The following is a 16,725-nucleotide window of genomic DNA, read 5'->3' as shown; positions in this document are numbered from 1 at the left end:
TTTACAGGGAAGTGTCATGCTACTTTTAATCGCGGCGATTATGATTGTCCTGCTGCGCCGTCTGCTCAAGGCCGATGAGCCCTTTCAGGGCTATGAATGGCTCGCGATTGTCACCTTGGCTATTTATCTGCTCTGTTACTTCTACCTGCCGCCATTTGCACCGGCAAGCAACCAGAGAATGGGGTTACTGTACGAGATGATCCCAAGCTTCAGCCTGGGCGCTATCCTCTTTCCCGAACTGGGTTCACGCTACCCTGACAAAGTGGTTTGTGTTTTGGGCGGTCTTGGACTGCTGACCTGTGCTGTGATTTTAGCAATATTTAAACTGAGCGTTTGGTAGGGTCGGCCCGGGGATTAAACCGGAACCTCAGGTTGAATGGCAGGGAAACAGAAAGTAACGGAGAAAATGTGAGCGACGGCTTAGGGCGTTTGCAGTGCCTCGCTCACTTTGGCCAAAATGAAACCGGCTCTCTTCGCAACCGACCATCTGGGCACTTCAATTAACTCATAACCGAAAGCCTCATAGGCTTTTTGCATCGCATGATAAGTCGCCACCGCTTCACTGAAGTCCTGCTTACGTTCCATATCATTGGCATAAATGGCTTGCCAGGGCGGAAAGATGAATACCCTTGGGTGATAAACGAGCTCACGGCAATGACTCAGCAAACTCTCGGGAATAGTTAAGTTCTCAAGCAGGCTATAACCGTAGGAATCCAGCATACTGCGGTCAAAGAAGATAATGCCGTCATCGCCGCTGAAGGTTTGATAACGCGTCAGCTCTTCATCAACCATGGCATCACGAAAAGCGCTCTTGTCATCCCAGGGCAGCGCCCTTCCAGCTTGCGCCAGTTGAGCCTTTATCACCTTACGGCCGACTTCCGGCGCACTCGGGTAACCCAGGCTTTGCAAAAAGTCGATGACAGACGTCTTGCCTGAACCCGGCCCACCGGTAAATACAATGCGATTATGCAATCAAACCTCTCTTTGCTCATCAACGGCAAACTGACTTTAAGCAGATTGAGATAGCACTAATAGTAAACAACCGCCCTGTGGCGGCTGTCTGGCGGGGGAAAACAACTCAAGATCCGATACAAGCGCGAATTCTGTCGGCTATGGTGTGCAGCTCATCCATATCCCCCTGATGGGCCGCGTGCTCCATCAGGCCTTTGAGCGGACCGGGCAATACATGAAAATGTACATGGGGCACACTCTGACCGGCGGCGCTGCCGTTGTGCTGCAACACAGTGGAGCCCGGGATACCCATGGCCTTTTCCACTGCCTTGCCCATCAGTTTGACGGTACGCATGCAGGCCGCCGCCGCTTCATCAGACAACTGATACAGGGTCACGGCCGGCTCTTTGGGCAACACCAATAAGTGGCCCTTGGTTTGCGGCATGATATCCATGAAAGACAGAGTATGCTCATCTTCATAGAGTTTGATACAGGGCAACTCGCCGCGAAGAATGCGGGCGAAAATATTGTTGTTGTCGTAATTCAGATCCATCTTGTCACTCCATACTGACGAACCGATTGGCTTGGAAGCTATTGGTGTACCACAAAAAAGGGCCGGTTGCACCGACCCTTTGGTATTGAAGCTTAGCCGAAGTAACTGTCGTCGAAGGCCATGATGGATTCACTGGCCGCGGCGATTTGACGCCGATAGCCACTGGCGCTGCTGACATAGTAGTCCATAAAGAAACCCGCCGAGGCCAGTTTGCCGGCATAGAAACCGTCGGCATCATCTGCCAGCCCATCGAGCGCCAGCTCGGCCATCCGCGCCCAGATCCACGCCAGCGCAGCTGTGCCAAACAGCTGCATATAAGGCATGGAGGCCGCGCCCAGGTTGTCGGGATTCTTCATCGCCAACTCCATCAGGCTCTGGGTACCGCGCTGCAGATCCGTTGCCGCCTGGCCCAAACCTTCGAGCACTTTGGCAAGCCGGGGATCTTGAGCGGCCTTGGGTTTGGCGCCTTCAATAAAGGCCTCCACCTCTGCGGCCCAGAGTTTCAGCGCCGCACCCTTGTCACCCATCAGCTTACGCCCCACCAGATCCAGCGCCTGCACGCCATTGGTGCCTTCATAAATCATCGCGATACGGGCATCACGGACAAACTGCTCCATCCCCCACTCATGGATATAACCATGGCCGCCAAACACCTGCTGGGCATCGACACAGGCGCTGAAGCCTCTATCTGTGATAAAGCCCTTGACCACAGGGGTAAACAACGCCGCCAACGCTTTGGCTCTGGCCTTTTGCTCGGCATCCTGATGCCGCTCGGCTTCATCAAGCCACAGCGCCTGCTGGCCGATAAGGGCGCGGGCGCCCTCATTGAAGACTTTTTGCGACAACAGCATCCGCCGTACATCGCCGTGTACCAGAATAGGATCGGCATTTTGCTCCGGCGCCTTGGTGCCGGACAGTGCCCTCCCCTGAACCCGCTCTCTGGCGTAGGCCAGCGCGTTCTGGTAAGCGATTTCAGAGACGCCCAGCCCCTGAACCCCAACGCCCATGCGCGCCTGATTCATCATGGTGAACATGGCTCTGAGTCCTTGATGGGGTTCGCCCACCAACTCGCCTTTGGCGCCGTCGAACAGCATCACACAAGTGGAATTGCCGTGAATGCCCATCTTATGCTCGAGGCCGCTGGCCTTGACATTGTTGGCCTCACCCAGGCTGCCATCTTCCTTGACCCAGTATTTGGGCACGGCGAACAAACTGATCCCCTTCACCCCGGCCGGGGCATCGGGCAACCTGGCCAAGACCAGGTGCACTATGTTTTCGGCCAGATCGTGATCGCCACTGGAGATAAAGATTTTCTCACCGCTGACAAGATAGCAGCCGTCAGTGCTGGGCTCGGCCTTGGTGCGCAGCAGCGCCAGATCGGTACCGGCATGGGATTCGGTCAGATTCATGGTGCCGGTCCACTCGCCGCTCACCAGTTTGGGCAGATATTTGGCCTTCAGCGCCTCGGAGCCATGGGCAAAGATGGCGCTGTATGCACCGTGGGTCAGCCCGGGATACATGGCAAAGGCCATGTTGGAGGAGGTCTGCATTTCGGTGGCAAAGATACCCACCACTTCGGGCAGGCCCTGGCCGCCGAACTCGGGATCACAGGTCAGCGTCGGCCAGCCGTTATCCACATACTGGCGGTAGGCATCGATAAAGCCCTCGGCGGTTTTCACCCCATCGGCTTCCAGACGACAGCCCTGCAGATCGCCGACACTGTTGAGCGGCAGCATCACCCCAGTGCTGAAATCGGCCATGCCTTCGAGAATGGCATTGACCAACTCAGGGTCGATTTCATCGAACCCCTGCAGCTTTGGCTGCTGATAAATATCCAGTAACTGTTCAAGAATAAAGCGGTAATCCCGCATCGGCGGCTGATAACTTGCCATATGCTTATTTCCTTTTCCCTGTGATTGATGTCTCACCTTAGCCAATTCTGAGTAAAAACTCAGCACCTCTGACCAGTTTTATATCACTTTTTTTGAATACAAGAACAGCGCTCTGCGTAAATTCGCTTGAACAGCCCCTTATCTCGGGCTGTAAAACTTTGTAAGCTAGGGGCATTATCCTGTTCGCCCGCTAAAGGAATCCTGCATGGCCAGCGTCAACACCCGCAAACACCCCAATGGTCTGGACTATATCGAAATCGACACCCCACTCTGCTACGGCCGTATTTTTTTACAGGGTGCCCAGATAGATAGCTTTGTGCCCAAGGGCAAGGCGCCGCTGCTGTGGGTTTCTCCTGCCGATGACTATCTGCCGGGCAGTGGTATTCGCGGCGGTATTCCCGTCTGCTGGCCCTGGTTTGGCATGCATGCCAATGAGGGCTGGCCCCAGCATGGCTTTGCCCGCACCCGGCTGTGGCAACTTGAGCGAACTCATATCAGTAATGAACGGGTAGAGCTGAGCTTTGTCCTTAAACTCAGCGACGAGGACAAAGGTTACTGGCCCCACGATACCGAGGTGCGGCTGGACTTTGTCCTCAGCGACAGCCTCAGGGTCAGCCTGATTAACCGCAACCTGGGTGAGCAGAGCGTGACGCTGACCCAGGCACTGCACACTTATTTCCCCATCGGCGATATCCACCAGCTGCGCGCCACAGGCTTTACCGGCAGCCAATATATCGAGTTTGGTGAAGGCCCGTATGCACAAGTCGAGGACGAAGTGCGCTTTGAGCGCGAAACCGACCGGGTTTACACCGGCTTGTCCGAGCTGCAAAAGCTGCATACCCCCAACGGCACTATTCTTGTCAGCCGTGAGCAGAGCCACTCGGCGGTGCTTTGGAATCCCTGGATAGACAAGTCCAAGCGGCTGGCCCGTTTCCAAGAGCAGGATTACCTGTCCATGGTCTGCCTGGAAGCCGCCAATGTGCTGGAAGATAAACTGGTGCTAGGCCCCAAACAGAGCCACACTCTGACCACAGAAATCCGCTGGCAGGAGTGAGCGGCCAAGGCCGGGAAACACCAATGAGGTATCGACTCCCAAGCAAGAAACGCCTGACGGTATGGGCTGTTGGCCTGTTGCTTCTGCTGGTGCTGCTTCCGGGTGCCCTGCTGATGGGGCTGGCTTGGTCCCTGTATGAAAGGCCGCAGTGGCTGTTGCCGCATATTAATCAATACCTGGCTGCGCAAGATATTCGTATCGACGAGTTGCGCCTGGCGCCTGAAGGCTGGGACAGACTGAGCTTCGATTATCTCAAGCTTGATTACCGGGGCAGCGAGCTTGAGTTTCATCAACTCAGGCTCCAGCTCAAATCGCCTGTCAGCGCAAAACGGATTTGGCAATTGCTGACAGGCGAAGCATCGACGCCGCCCCCTGGCTCCATCGACTGGTTGATGGCGCAACTTCAAAAAGTCAGCTATCAAGACGCCGGTTTTAGTTTGACGCCTGAGCTACTCTTGCCCGGCGGTGATGATGGCGGTCAGAGTCTGGCGCTGGACTTAAACTCTGTGCCCGAAATAGCCCTGGGGCCGACCCGAATAAGCCTGTTGCCCGAAGCCGGCGTATCCGATACACCCAGTACGTCGCTGACCTTGGATAAGGCAGGTAAAACCCCAAGCTTTATTCTGGTGCTGCAAAAGTTGCAGCTCAGCCCTTCCGGGCAACTGGTTACTGAGCTGGCCACCCGGTTACAAGGAGGGCAACAAGAGGCTCACTCAGGAACTCAAACAAGACAAGAGACGCCGCTGCTGGCATTAACCGCCGACTTGAAAGCCAAACTCACCAACGGTGCCCCCGCCTGGCGACTGACCAGTCAACTGCATCTCAAAGCGCTGCAACAGGCGCTGGCAAGTGTTGAGCAGGACCCGGCCGCAGCGCCCCTCATCAGCGCCTTTAAACTTGATGAAATAGTGAATGCCGAGCTGATGCCGAGCCTTGGCGGAGATCTCTTCTCGCAACTGACTCTGGATTTGACCCAAGGCAACATAGACTCGCGCCATTGCTGGTCAACGCCGACTATTGCCATGCCGGGACTCGAGCAAGTGGCGCTTAAAATAACGCCGCTGCCTCTGGAAGCTAAGGCACACAATTCATTGACCGATAGCCCTCTGTGCCCAAGTTCCAACGTTGCTGCCAGTTTCAATGCCAATCCCAAGGCCAGTGCAAATGCCAAGGCTGAGGTTAAGGATAGTGATGGCGCAGGGTTGCGCTTTCGCTTTTCGGGCTCCACCAGCGAGCAGTTTTTTGAGCTGGCGCCGCTGAGACTCACGCTTTCAACCACTCCGGCTCAGCGCCAAGCACTGCTTGCCTTGCTCGCAGCAACACCCGCGCAAGCATCAGCAGCCAAGGCAGCGGAACTCGAGTCACAACTGGCGCAGCTGCAGCAAGTCTTGGCGCAAGAGTCAGCTGAAAAAAAACAAGTAAAACCCCTTATCGCCGCAATTGAGCTGGCGCTTGATCAGGGCCTCGGCGCCGAGCTCAAACCCGCCAAGGTCACTGATACAAAGAACAATGCGGCAACGGGCAATGAGACATCCATGCGGGTATCGCTGCTGAGTCTGACAGTGCGGCCGTTACTGCCCGCCCTGATGACAGAGAAGCAGCAAGCGTCGTTCGGTGCGCCAATTAATGGGCGAAGTGTTGCGGAATTGAGCCCGGCAGCGCTCAGTAATGGCGAGCGGCCGAGTTTGCAGCTGTCCTTTGAAAACCTGCAATTGCAACTGCCAAAGGCCGCAAGAGCACAGCAAGACACTTCTGTTTCTTTGCCGCAAAGCGCCAAGCCTCAAGGGTTAAATTCGCCGGGCTTTGGCTTATCAAGATCTGACTTCTCAAGCTCTGGTTTATCAAGCTCTGGCTCATCAGGCTCAAGCTCACCAAACTCCTCAAACTCAAAGCCCTTGTCGGCCGAGCAGCGACTCGAACTGGCGCTGCAACAGGCCATTCAGGGGCTGCAACTCAGCCTTGAGCAGTTGCCACTGGAACAAGCACGCACAGACTGGCGCCTTGAAGCCTCCCTGCCGAGCGGTTTTCGCTGGCAGTCGGCTGCAGCTGAATTGCAACTCAATGAGGGCGCATCAATGGCGCTTAGCGGTAAGCTGGCACTGGAGCCGACAAGCGAAGGGCAACAACTGGACTTTAGCCTCGCGGCCAATCCCGGGTTCAGCACTGGCGCCATTCAAGCCGGTATAGAGGATAAAAGTATCCAACTCTCGGGCTTTAAGTTGTCACTGCTGGCCCCTCTCAGTGGCAGCTTCAACCAAGGTAAACTTAAGCTGTCTTTGCCCGCGGTCAGCAGCCAGTTGGGTGAATTGCAGGCTAAAAGCGGGCCGCTGGCACTGTCGATTGCCCAAACCTCACTCCTGAGCCCTGGGCTCAGTCGAACCCTGGATGCCAGCCTTAATCAAAAACGGCATCTGCCACTCTTGAGCCAACTCTTGGATGAGCGTTTTGCCAGTCGTCTGAATCTGGCCTTCGATGGGCTCAACTTAAGCCAAACCCGGCATACCAAGCTCGGACCTCGCACCGAAACCCTGCTCAATCTGGGCTATGGCAGCTTCAGCCAAACCATTGACTGGCAGGATAACCGTCTTATCAGTGAAGAAAACTGGCAACTGGATAATATCCCGCTTCACAGCCGCCACGACTTTATGCCCATCTGGCCCAAGCGGGCCAAAGATCCGCTTGGCTACCGCTTGAACAGTCGCTGGACCCTGGATACGGATCTCGCAGATATCAAGGCGCTGGCGGCCAAGAACCTGCCCTTGCCTCCTGAGTTGGTACTCAGGGGCGAGACCCATATGATTGCCGACCTCAAGCTCGAAGGGCTTGGACGAGCATTGCAATTGCAACTGGATTTCAACCCGCTGCTGTCGGATCTCTCTGGCAGTATCAGTCAGTTACCATTTGAAGGCGCCAACCTGTCGGCATTGTGCCGTTTGACCCTTGACAAGGAAGCCAAGGCGCCGGCAGAGGCCGAGCTCAACTGTCAGCAGCTCAAGGCTTCGGTACAGGCCTTCAACCCCGGAGTGCTGTTGACCAACCTGGGTTTAGAAGGCCAGCTCAGCCTGACCCCTGAACTCGACAGCAACCAAAGCACTCAAGCCAAGCTGTTGCCCGGGTTTCGGGATGCCGATATCCAGGTGCGCGGCCAAGGCGAGTTACTCAAGGGACAAATGCTGCTGCCCAGCTTCCGCTTGCGGCTCAACGCGCCATCCAATGCCTATTTGGTGTTGCAGGGCCTGAGCCTGGAAGAACTGTTGGCCATCCAGCCTCAGGAAGGCATCTACGCCGACGGTATTTTCGATGGTGTCTTGCCGGTATTTATTACCGACGGCCAGGTGTCGGTCAAAGGCGGCCGCCTGGCGGCCCGTGCCCCAGGCGGACTTATCAAGGTCGGCAATAATCCGGCTGTCGCCCAAATGCGCGCTGGGCAACCCTATCTGGACTTTGCCTTTTCCACCCTCGAACACTTGCAATATTCTACCCTGGCCAGCACTTACGATATGGCACCGGATGGTGAGGCCTGGCTCAAGGTTGAAGTAAAAGGTAAGGCCGAGGGGATTGAACGCCCTATCCACTTGAACTACTCTCATGAGGAGAACATGCTGCAGCTCCTCAGGAGTCTGACCATAGGTGACAAGCTTCAAACCCAAATTGAAGCTTCCATGCAGTGAGGACACAAAAGGACATGAATGTGAAACAGATTAAATTTCTGCTGCCGCTGGCTGCAGCCTTGCTGCTGGCATCAGGTTGTACCCCAACGGTCAAGATTGAGCCACCGGATAAGCCAATCGTTATCAACCTGAATGTGAAAATCGAACATGAAATTCGCATTAAGGTCGATAAAGAGTTGGATCAGCTGCTGACCAATGATGAACTCTTCTAAGGTGCCAGAATTCGCGAAAGGAAAACACAGATGAAAACCAAGTTGATGACCCTGACTGCCGCCCTGTTGATGAGTTTCTGCGTCTTTGCCATAGGTTTGCAGGACGCCAAGAGCCAAGGGTTGGTGGGTGAACAGCAAAACGGCTATTTGGGTGTGGTCAAATCCAGCGCCGAGGTGACGGCACTGGTTAAGGATATCAATGCCAAACGTCGGGCACATTATGAAAAAATCGCCCGTCAAAACGGGATTTCCGTGGATGATGTTGCCAAACTCGCCGGCGCCAAGGCGATTGCTGCCGCCGACAAAGGTCATATAGTGCAGGATGCTTCCGGCAAGTGGGTGCGTAAATAACCCGTTAACCCCTTTAATAAGGACTGGCTCAATGCTGGTCCTTTTTTATCGCTTTAACCCTTATCAAAATATTCCCCGGCCCTGACATAAGCGCAGCCCGCTTGTGTCGCTTCAAAGGTGCCCCCACCCTTCAATTCCCGCATGGCATAGCCCCATAACAAGTTTTCATGAGCGTGGCAGCACAGACGGGTCGTAAAATCGCATTTGCTGAATTATTTCTGAACTATGACTGCAGCACTATCTTTCGTCGCTTGCCACTATCCACAGGAGTCAAGATGCCACTGGCTATTCTTGCGTTAACTCTCGCCAGTTTCGCCATCGGAACCAGCGAATTTATCATTATGGGTTTAATGCCCGAAGTCGCCGGGTCACTCAATGTCAGCTTGCCTCAGGCCGGCCTGTTGGTGACCTTCTACGCCCTTGGCGTAGTATTCGGTGGCCCTGTACTGGCGATGGCTACTGCCCGGATCCCACGCAAGCGCACCCTACTCGGGCTTATGTTGCTGTTTATTGGCGGTAACCTTTGCTGCGCCTTGGTCAATGGCTATGAAACCTTGATGCTGGCCCGCGTACTGAGCGCTTTATGTCATGGCACGTTCTTTGGTTTGGCTTCCATAGTGGCTGCCGATTTGTCCCGGCCGGAAAAACGGACCCAAGCCATTGCGTTGGTCTTTATGGGCGTTACCCTGGCCAATATCCTGGGAGTGCCCCTGGGTACAGCCATAGGTCAGGCACTGGGTTGGCGCAGCGCCTTTTGGGGAGTTGCCGCAATAGGATTGTTGGCACTCGTTGCGTTGTGGTTTTACCTGCCAGCCAATCTGGTTCAGCAAACGGTAAGGTTTAAAGATGAACTCAAGGTACTAAAGAACCGCAAAGTCCTCAGCGGCCTGGCCTTATCCGTGGTGGCCAACGCCAGCCTCTTCAGTGTTTTCACTTATATTGCCCCAACCTTGGGACAAGTTAGCGGCGCCTCTCCCAAGGAGATCACTTTGGTACTGTTTGCCTTGGGGTTGGGATTGTCTCTTGGCAGTTTGCTTGGCGGCTTTCTCGGCGACAGAAAACTTCTGCCCTCGCTCACATTCCTGAGTCTGGCGTTGATTGGCATTCTAACCCTGTTGCATTTTTGCCTCGGCAGCTTGCTGTTAACCGTGCCGCTGCTGATGCTGTGGTCAGTTGTCGGCTTTGCGCTTTGCCCCATGCTGCAGATGTTAGTGGTCAAGAGTGCCGCCAAGGCGCCTTTGTTAGCGTCAACCTTTAACCAAAGTGCCTTTAATCTGGGGAATGCCCTCGGTGCCTGGATTGCCGGGACTCTGCTGGCATTGGGCACAGGACTGAAAGAGCTTCCGTTGGCCGGGGCCTTGCTGGCGCTGATGGCTTTGCTCCTCGCCATGAGTCTGGGTTGGCGCCGCGAACCACAGGCAGCCAACACTTGATGTCGATTGCCGCTTTGGTTAACCTCACGGCACAGACTGCAGCCCCAAAGGAAGGACCCTATGGCTGAATCCCCCGCACAGATCATGCTTGAAGACGCAGAAACGCTCCACACCCGCCAGGCGGTATGGAGCGCACTGTCGGACTTGTTTCTTGATACAGATGTCGCCCTGCACTACCCCGGCATCACCCGAGTATGTGCACTTTCACCCTATTCCCTGCCGGAACTGGAGCATATTCTCTACCGCGAAGTTGCCCCTGTGTGCGGCCCCAATCTATTCGATGTCTGTGGCGAATGGGCCGGTTTCGATGAGCAGTGGCTCAAGGAGAGTATTATGTTGCAGTTCACTACTCCTCCCGGCCTTTGGCAAAGATTGAAGCAGCGCCTGGCACAAAGAATGTTCGCCCGTTACCTGACGCCTCATTGGCAACTCTTGTCGCTGCAGATCCAAAGCCGGCGCAATAACACACTCGCTGACAAGCTTTGAAATCATATTGAATCAATTTTATGCAAGCTGTTGCATATATTAATATTTTTTCAAAAAAACACTCAATATCTGGTTTTTTATTTCAACTTTCGTGTTAAGGTTTGCGCCGTCTCTCATGACATAAACCTCCAGCTCAAACAGATAAGTAAGATCCAACAGTGGCCCATACAAATAGCCTTCCAGCCCCTTTGAATATTCTTCTGCCCATGCGTCGTTATCGGTTGAGCTTTCGTCATCAACAGTTGGATATCCTGGGTAAGGTCTCACGTTTTTTGCTGCAATCTTTTACCTTATACGGTGTAACCCAGGAACAGATCCAGCAAGTTACGGCACTGACAAGCTCACAACTGACGCCACTACTCGAACGTTTATGTGCGCTCGGCTGGCTGGAAGATGATCTGCGCCAATTGACCCCACAAGGGAGTCAGATGGCGCTGGCTTGTGAGCTGACCGAGCTGAGCTTTGTGCTGTGGCTTGATGTGATGGATCCGCAACTCAATCCCGTTTGGTGCCACGATGAACAACTATTATTGAAAAATAACCCCTCCGAACCCTGGATGACCTTGAGAGAGTACGAAACAGACTGGAATATTCAGACGGTGCTGCAACAGCAAAGACTGAACCGCCGATTGGCCTCCAGCCTGGAAAATCAAGGGGAGCTAACAGAGCTGATGCAACAGCTTTGTCCGACCAAGTATCACAGAATGCTCCAGGAGCAGCGTACTGCCTGGCAGCCACTGCTTGAGATTATCGGCGATGAAACAGAGCTTCGTTATGCCTGGGTCGAGCTTGATAGCGAAACATCATTAACTTCGGAAAAACGCGGCACACTGCTATTAAAAGCCCCGACACTCGAATATCAAGCTAATTACACTGTGCCGCCCCTGCTCGATTCAACACTGGCAAGTCCCCCTCCCAGTCGACTCCACTTGTGCCAGTTGAGCGGCGCCATTATCAACACCAGCGAGCGAGTTGAAGGCAACGCTAGTTGGCCCAAGAGCGCTGAAAAGCCCATAAGCGAACTGTTGCAGGTCATCGGCACGAAAGATGAGCCCCTTGATACCGGCATTAGTCGTCACATCACGCTGAACCAGAGCCTGCGCCCACTGCGACTCGACAAGCCGCAGCTGATGGCGGCACTCAAGGCACAATTTGAAACCTCGTTGGAGCCAAACCAATGAAAACTGTTTCACTGTTTGCCAGTAAGACCCTGGAAATTGGCAGTGCCCGGCAGGCGAGGCTCTACCAGGCTGGCCGAATAGGTTACCAACTGATGCGCGGCGCCAAAGGGGTTAACCCTGTATTGGTGTGGGTCGATGCCGCCATTTCGGTACTTGACTGCCTCAACTCCTATTTTAAGCTGCAGCGTGCCAAAGAAGTCACCGAGCAGTTGCAAGCACAAAAACGTACGTTGCAGCATCAACTCAAAAACCTCAGCAAACAGATGGCACTGGAGCAAACGCTCTGGCAAATGGAGGCCGAGGAGCGCATGACACTGCTGCAACACAGATTACAGCACGACAATCACCTGACGACTCAACTTGTCGCAGAACTACAGAGTCGCCGCCAGAGTCTGGAGCTATTTCTTGGACAGTTGCAGCATCTGAGAAGTACCGCTCGCCGTGAGTGCCCAGAGCTCAGACGACTCAGCAGACTGACCGATGAGTTAATGAAGGCACAACTCTTGTGCTTGGTCAGCGCTTTTGAGTAACACCAAGCTTAGTTAAAGATTTGCGATTCATTATCGTCAACCCTAATTCACCTAAATCAAGGCTATTGAAGTTCAGAGGGCATACACAAATGAAAACTCCCAGCCGAATTGGCACCAAGTCCCCGGCCAAACCACAAAGCAAAACCCCGGAGCTAAGCGGCGCAGAAGTCGTTGCACTAGCCAAAGAGGCGGTCAGTGCTTATCAGAGTTACAACCAACTGGAAACTGCCAGAGCGGAAACTGAAAGAGTAAAAGCCGAAGCGTTAAAAGAGATAGAGCTGTCCGACAACGAATTACGTCAGGCGCAACTCAAACATCAGGAGCGCTGTCAGGAAATCGCCCTCGACAGGCTCAAGGCCGACAATGAACATCAACTCAATGAACAGGCCCATCAACGCTGGCAACAGAATCATCAAAGTCGCGAGCAAACGATTGAGATTTTGCGCCGTAAGGTGAGTTTGGGTGAAGCCAGCGATGAAGAATATCAGCTGCTGCAACTGTTGCATAAATTGCCAAACCTTTAATCCAGGAGTTTATTGAGTGCTGCCAGCCATCATCATAGGCATAGGGGTTACTGTCACAGCAACTGCGACCGCTTGGTTGTTCGATAGAGCCACAGCTAAAGAGCATCAGCGCCACGACGAGTTGCGCGGAGACATAGACGCTCTCAATCGGCGTTATAGCCGCATGGCGGCAGAGCACGACAGGCAGCAAGCTCTACAGTTGAGTCAATCGTTGCAGCAACTCTTCTCCAAAATGGAAGCTCAATATCATGAGCTGCTGAATAAAGTCAGCCTGATAGACGCCGAACTCCAACTGTTACCCGAGCAAATAGCCACAGAGCTCAATGATGAGGGGCTGAGCCCCTATCGGCGCCGGGCGCTGCAGCAAAGTTATTGTCAGGTAGAAGATGCCCGCAGCCGCCTGGTTGCCTACAAAGACTATCTCGACTGGTATCTGGCACAACTCAAAGCCGTGCGGGATACGCTCGACACCGAGCCTTCGGTATCTGAACTCAAAAAACACCTGGATGAGCTTACGCCACCGAGCCCGACCTTACCCGCAGAATGGCTCTATGTCGGGAAAGTGGTGCTGGTAGAGCAAGATGAACTGGATACAGACCTGCCCTTCAACAGCAGGCTGCATCTTGGCAATAACCTGGGCTTGCAGGGCTGGAGCAACGACCTGCAGCGCAAGCTGTTTTTCAGCTATGACGATCCACAAGCCATTCCGCTGCAAATAACTCACCAACGCAGCGGCAAGAATGGCACCCGGTTATTCTATGCCTGTGTCGCCAGAGGTGTCGCCTGGGTAGAGGCGATAATGTCTGCCAGGCCAATGGCATTCGAAATTGAACGCCGGGTAGCCAAAGGTTATCTGGCCCATACTCAAGGCAAGGCCATATCCGCCTTTCTGCCAAGGCAGATGACCCCCAACCCCATGTTGGAACTGCTACCGGGCCAACAGATACAAGCCTGGCCAGAGCTTTACAACCTGACGCTGGACGCCAGCCCTGGCCAGCAGCAATCCCGGGGAAGAATTCAACTCAATATGCTGGACACGGCCGAACTCGGCGGCACAGATGAAGGCTCACTCTATCTTTACCTGCCTTCAGAGCTATTTTCTGAGCAGGAGCTCATGGCGCTGCGGGCGGATGATCCAACGCCCTGGCGCTTGCTCCATTCCGATATGGAACAGCACAGCGGTGACTTGCGACTGGCCCGCCACACTCTGGCGCTGAACTGCCAAATTGATACCAAGCAAGCCTGTTTGCGGGTCAGCGATGTCGAAGACTTTGAAGACAGAGGTCAGGGGTATGAGCTGCCCTTTATGTTGATCCCGGCAGACAGTGCTCTTGAGTCCAGTGTGCTGGCCAATCCGGATGGTATCAGTGCCCTTGTCGCCTTTATCAACCACTTGAGCAGCAGTGAAGCCGACAGCCAGACGCGGATGGCGCAACTGAAAATGCTGTGTCAGTGGCAAAGCGTGCTCGATTATCAGCAGGCGCAGTTGGATATCACCTTAGTGGGACGGGCCGACAAGCTGCAGGAGCAAGAGCAGGACTTACTGCTGCACTTTATCGTCGATGGCAGTCAGCACCAGCTGCTGGCGGATTTCAAAGCCGGGTTCAAAGCGCAGCAAAGCAGTGGTTTTTCGCCTCGTTGCACCCTCGAATACTGGGGCGAAACCGCCGCAGGCGAATTTGTCTGGCTCAATCCCCTTCCCGCCCGGCAACAAAACCGCCTCGAAGTGACTATCGATTCCGGTAGTATGCAGCTGAGGTTGCCGCAAAAATGGGCACAAGAGCTGCAATCCACTCAGGTCGGTTCAACAAAAACATGCCTGCGGCTCAGTCTCAAGCTGTTTGACGATGCGCTTCAGCGACAACAAGCGGCTTTGGATGCATTTCGTAACGATGCCTTGGTCGAGCCCAGGCTAAAGCAGATACTTCTGGCACCGGGCAGCTATACGCCGCAACAGGATCCATTCTGGCAACACAGATTGCGCGCAGATCTTTGCTGGCAAAATACCCAACTGACCGAACGCCAGAAGCAGGTTATCCGCACAGCACTCAGTGAGCAGTATCTTGCTCTGATCCAGGGGCCACCCGGTACCGCCAAGACCACCTGCATAGTGGAGATGCTGCACCAGATTTTCCACCATAGTCCAGAGACCCGGGTATTATTGGTATCGCAGCAACATGCGGCGGTGGACAACGCCCTGGCACGCTTTATTGATTTACACCAAGCCTTGCTGGAGCAGCAAGAGGTACGGCTATTGAGAATTGGGGCCGATGACAAGGTCAGTGGCAAACTCGGCGACTACACCATTAAACAAAAACTGAATGACTTTGAACAGCGAAGTCGCCGCAGTGCCCTGGCCTGTACAACCGAAGCCGAACCTTTGCCTGAGCTGGCTCACCGTTGGCTTTACGGCGTTTTGGGCACAGAGCAGGAACAACAAAGGCTTGATAAAGAGCTCAACTGGATGTTACTGGCAGATCATAATCTAGTTGGCGCGACTTGCGTTGGACTGGCTTCCAGACGTCAAAGCATAGATCAGCTCAGGTTCGACCTCGTGATCATTGATGAAGCCGGTCGCTCCACGGTACCCGAACTCATGATCCCTCTGCTCAGAGCCCGCAAGGTGATACTGATTGGCGATCATTTCCAACTGCCTCCCAGCGTTGCGCCGCTACTGCAAACAGATGAAGCCAATGACGAATTACCCTTTTTGAACGAATGTTTCCTGGAAACCAGTTTCTTTGAAGGCCTCTATGAACAATTGCCGCCCACAAGCAAAAGCTTTTTGGCTGAACAGTTCAGAATGCCGGAAAAGATAGGCGATCTGGTCGCCGAGCTCTTTTACAGCCCGGACGGTGAGCGACAACTGTTCAACGGCCGACAACTGAATGAACAAGACTTCGTCCTGCCGCACACCTTGATTTGGAAAGATGTCGCCGGTCAACAGCAACAAGAAGGCACCAGTAAGTACAATCGCGAAGAAGCCGAGGCGATAGTCACCTTTATCAAGAATCTGGCAGACAAAAATAATCTCCAGGAAAGCACCACTGAGAGCCGGGTGACTCATCAGCCTGCCACGCCTCTGGGCATCGCCGTCATCACCCCCTATGGCGCCCAAAAACGACTGTTCCGTGCCCTGATGAGCGAGTTATCATCGCCCGCGGCAAGTGGGGAATATCGCCTGGGTCAGTTCAATATCCGCATCAATACAGTGGACAGCTTTCAAGGCAGCGAAGATGAGATAGTCTGTTATTCCACAGTGCGAACCCGGGGCAACCTGCGCTTTATTCTCGACTGGAAACGACTCAATGTGGCCTGCTCCCGCGCCAAGCAAAGCCTGCTCTTCTTCGGCGATCTCGAGTTTCTGAGTCGCCCTGGCGCCGCCGGGAAATACAGAAACCTGTTTGCCGAAGTGATAGCCAGAATTCCCAAACATTGCCGATTACGAAGAAAACCGGATGCCGACGGCAAAAGCCCAAGACAAGCTACAGGCAAAAAAGCGACACATTCACCCAACAGACCAATGGGAAAACCGTCAAAGAATCGGCCTCCCAATGATAAACAATCAAGGCATAAACGGCACAAACGCGCGCCCAAGACCGAGCAGACGGTTTAATAACTGTCTGTTTTCCTTGGGCCTGCCCCGAAATGGAGTTCGGGCGCCAAACGACTATAACCCCTCAGGTAAGCCATGCTCACTTATCCGGAGTGTGGCTTTCAAGTAGCCGTAAACTTCAACTGCGCCCGGTTAATTGTAAAGGCCAGTTTATCAAAGCGACGGCAAGCCTTTTGTTCGTATCTTCCCTCAAAGAGCAAACTTAACTCTGACAACTCACCTTGTGAGCGCTCAGATACTTGCCCCATCTATTCCAACGTCTGCGGCCACT

Annotated in this window: 14 protein-coding genes; 11 read left to right on the top strand and 3 right to left on the bottom strand. The window is 54.0% G+C overall.

Translation table 11 applies throughout. The annotated features are described in order from the left end of the window. Nucleotides 1–16: 16 nt before the first annotated feature. Nucleotides 17–340: a hypothetical protein gene (locus N512_RS23250; RefSeq protein ID WP_156029257.1), complete on the top strand. Its 324-nt coding sequence runs from the start codon at nucleotides 17–19 to the stop codon at nucleotides 338–340. An 80-nt stretch (nucleotides 341–420) separates the two neighbouring features. Here N512_RS23250 and N512_RS0116905 read toward each other — a convergent pair whose 3' ends face one another. The 3 genes from N512_RS0116905 to N512_RS0116895 all read right to left on the bottom strand — a co-directional run bounded on the left by N512_RS0116905 (nucleotide 421) and on the right by N512_RS0116895 (nucleotide 3,396). Continuing rightward, a complete protein-coding gene (locus N512_RS0116905) occupies nucleotides 421–972 on the bottom strand; it encodes an AAA family ATPase (RefSeq protein WP_028781071.1) in 552 nt (183 codons plus the stop codon). Nucleotides 973–1,078: 106 nt separating this feature from the next. After that, on the bottom strand, nucleotides 1,079–1,504 hold the full coding sequence (locus N512_RS0116900; protein ID WP_197021467.1) for an HIT family protein: 426 nt from the start codon (nucleotides 1,502–1,504) through the stop codon (nucleotides 1,079–1,081). A gap of 92 nt (nucleotides 1,505–1,596) precedes the next feature. Beyond that, nucleotides 1,597–3,396 (bottom strand): acyl-CoA dehydrogenase C-terminal domain-containing protein, encoded by a 1,800-nt coding sequence (locus N512_RS0116895; protein WP_028781069.1) that lies wholly within the window; start codon nucleotides 3,394–3,396, stop codon nucleotides 1,597–1,599. A gap of 205 nt (nucleotides 3,397–3,601) precedes the next feature. Between N512_RS0116895 and N512_RS0116890 the strand changes: the two genes are divergently transcribed. From N512_RS0116890 to N512_RS23840, 10 genes are all read left to right on the top strand, one after another. Then, nucleotides 3,602–4,450 (top strand): D-hexose-6-phosphate mutarotase, encoded by an 849-nt coding sequence (locus N512_RS0116890; protein ID WP_028781068.1) that lies wholly within the window; start codon nucleotides 3,602–3,604, stop codon nucleotides 4,448–4,450. A 23-nt stretch (nucleotides 4,451–4,473) separates the two neighbouring features. After that, nucleotides 4,474–8,121, top strand: a complete 3,648-nt coding sequence (locus N512_RS0116885; protein ID WP_028781067.1) for a YdbH domain-containing protein — start codon at nucleotides 4,474–4,476, stop codon at nucleotides 8,119–8,121. A gap of 20 nt (nucleotides 8,122–8,141) precedes the next feature. Then, complete coding sequence (locus N512_RS0116880; protein WP_037475381.1) at nucleotides 8,142–8,333, top strand: YnbE family lipoprotein; 192 nt, start codon at nucleotides 8,142–8,144, stop codon at nucleotides 8,331–8,333. Between the two features lie 30 nt (nucleotides 8,334–8,363). After that, nucleotides 8,364–8,684 (top strand): YdbL family protein, encoded by a 321-nt coding sequence (locus tag N512_RS0116875; RefSeq protein WP_025890142.1) that lies wholly within the window; start codon nucleotides 8,364–8,366, stop codon nucleotides 8,682–8,684. Between the two features lie 275 nt (nucleotides 8,685–8,959). Beyond that, nucleotides 8,960–10,117 (top strand): MFS transporter, encoded by a 1,158-nt coding sequence (locus tag N512_RS0116870; RefSeq protein ID WP_028781065.1) that lies wholly within the window; start codon nucleotides 8,960–8,962, stop codon nucleotides 10,115–10,117. Nucleotides 10,118–10,177: 60 nt separating this feature from the next. Continuing rightward, on the top strand, nucleotides 10,178–10,603 hold the full coding sequence (locus N512_RS23845; RefSeq protein ID WP_025010491.1) for a DUF7079 family protein: 426 nt from the start codon (nucleotides 10,178–10,180) through the stop codon (nucleotides 10,601–10,603). Between the two features lie 158 nt (nucleotides 10,604–10,761). After that, nucleotides 10,762–11,784, top strand: a complete 1,023-nt coding sequence (locus tag N512_RS0116855) for a hypothetical protein (RefSeq protein WP_129978998.1) — start codon at nucleotides 10,762–10,764, stop codon at nucleotides 11,782–11,784. Beyond that, nucleotides 11,781–12,314 carry a hypothetical protein gene (locus N512_RS0116850; protein ID WP_025010489.1) on the top strand — a complete coding sequence of 178 codons (534 nt, stop codon included), beginning with the start codon at nucleotides 11,781–11,783 and terminating at the stop codon, nucleotides 12,312–12,314. Before N512_RS0116855 ends, N512_RS0116850 begins: the two co-directional genes overlap by 4 nt. An 89-nt stretch (nucleotides 12,315–12,403) precedes the next feature. Beyond that, nucleotides 12,404–12,838: a hypothetical protein gene (locus N512_RS0116845; RefSeq protein WP_028781064.1), complete on the top strand. Its 435-nt coding sequence runs from the start codon at nucleotides 12,404–12,406 to the stop codon at nucleotides 12,836–12,838. 16 nt (nucleotides 12,839–12,854) lie between these two features. Next, nucleotides 12,855–16,454 (top strand): DEAD/DEAH box helicase, encoded by a 3,600-nt coding sequence (locus N512_RS23840; protein ID WP_051472846.1) that lies wholly within the window; start codon nucleotides 12,855–12,857, stop codon nucleotides 16,452–16,454. Nucleotides 16,455–16,725 lie beyond the last annotated feature (271 nt).

The organism is Shewanella sp. 38A_GOM-205m (genome assembly GCF_000518445.1).
Classification (GTDB): Bacteria; Pseudomonadota; Gammaproteobacteria; order Enterobacterales; family Shewanellaceae; genus Shewanella; species Shewanella algae.
Note: the sequence above shows the minus strand (reverse complement) of the source record. Positions and strands in the feature narration are given on the sequence as shown.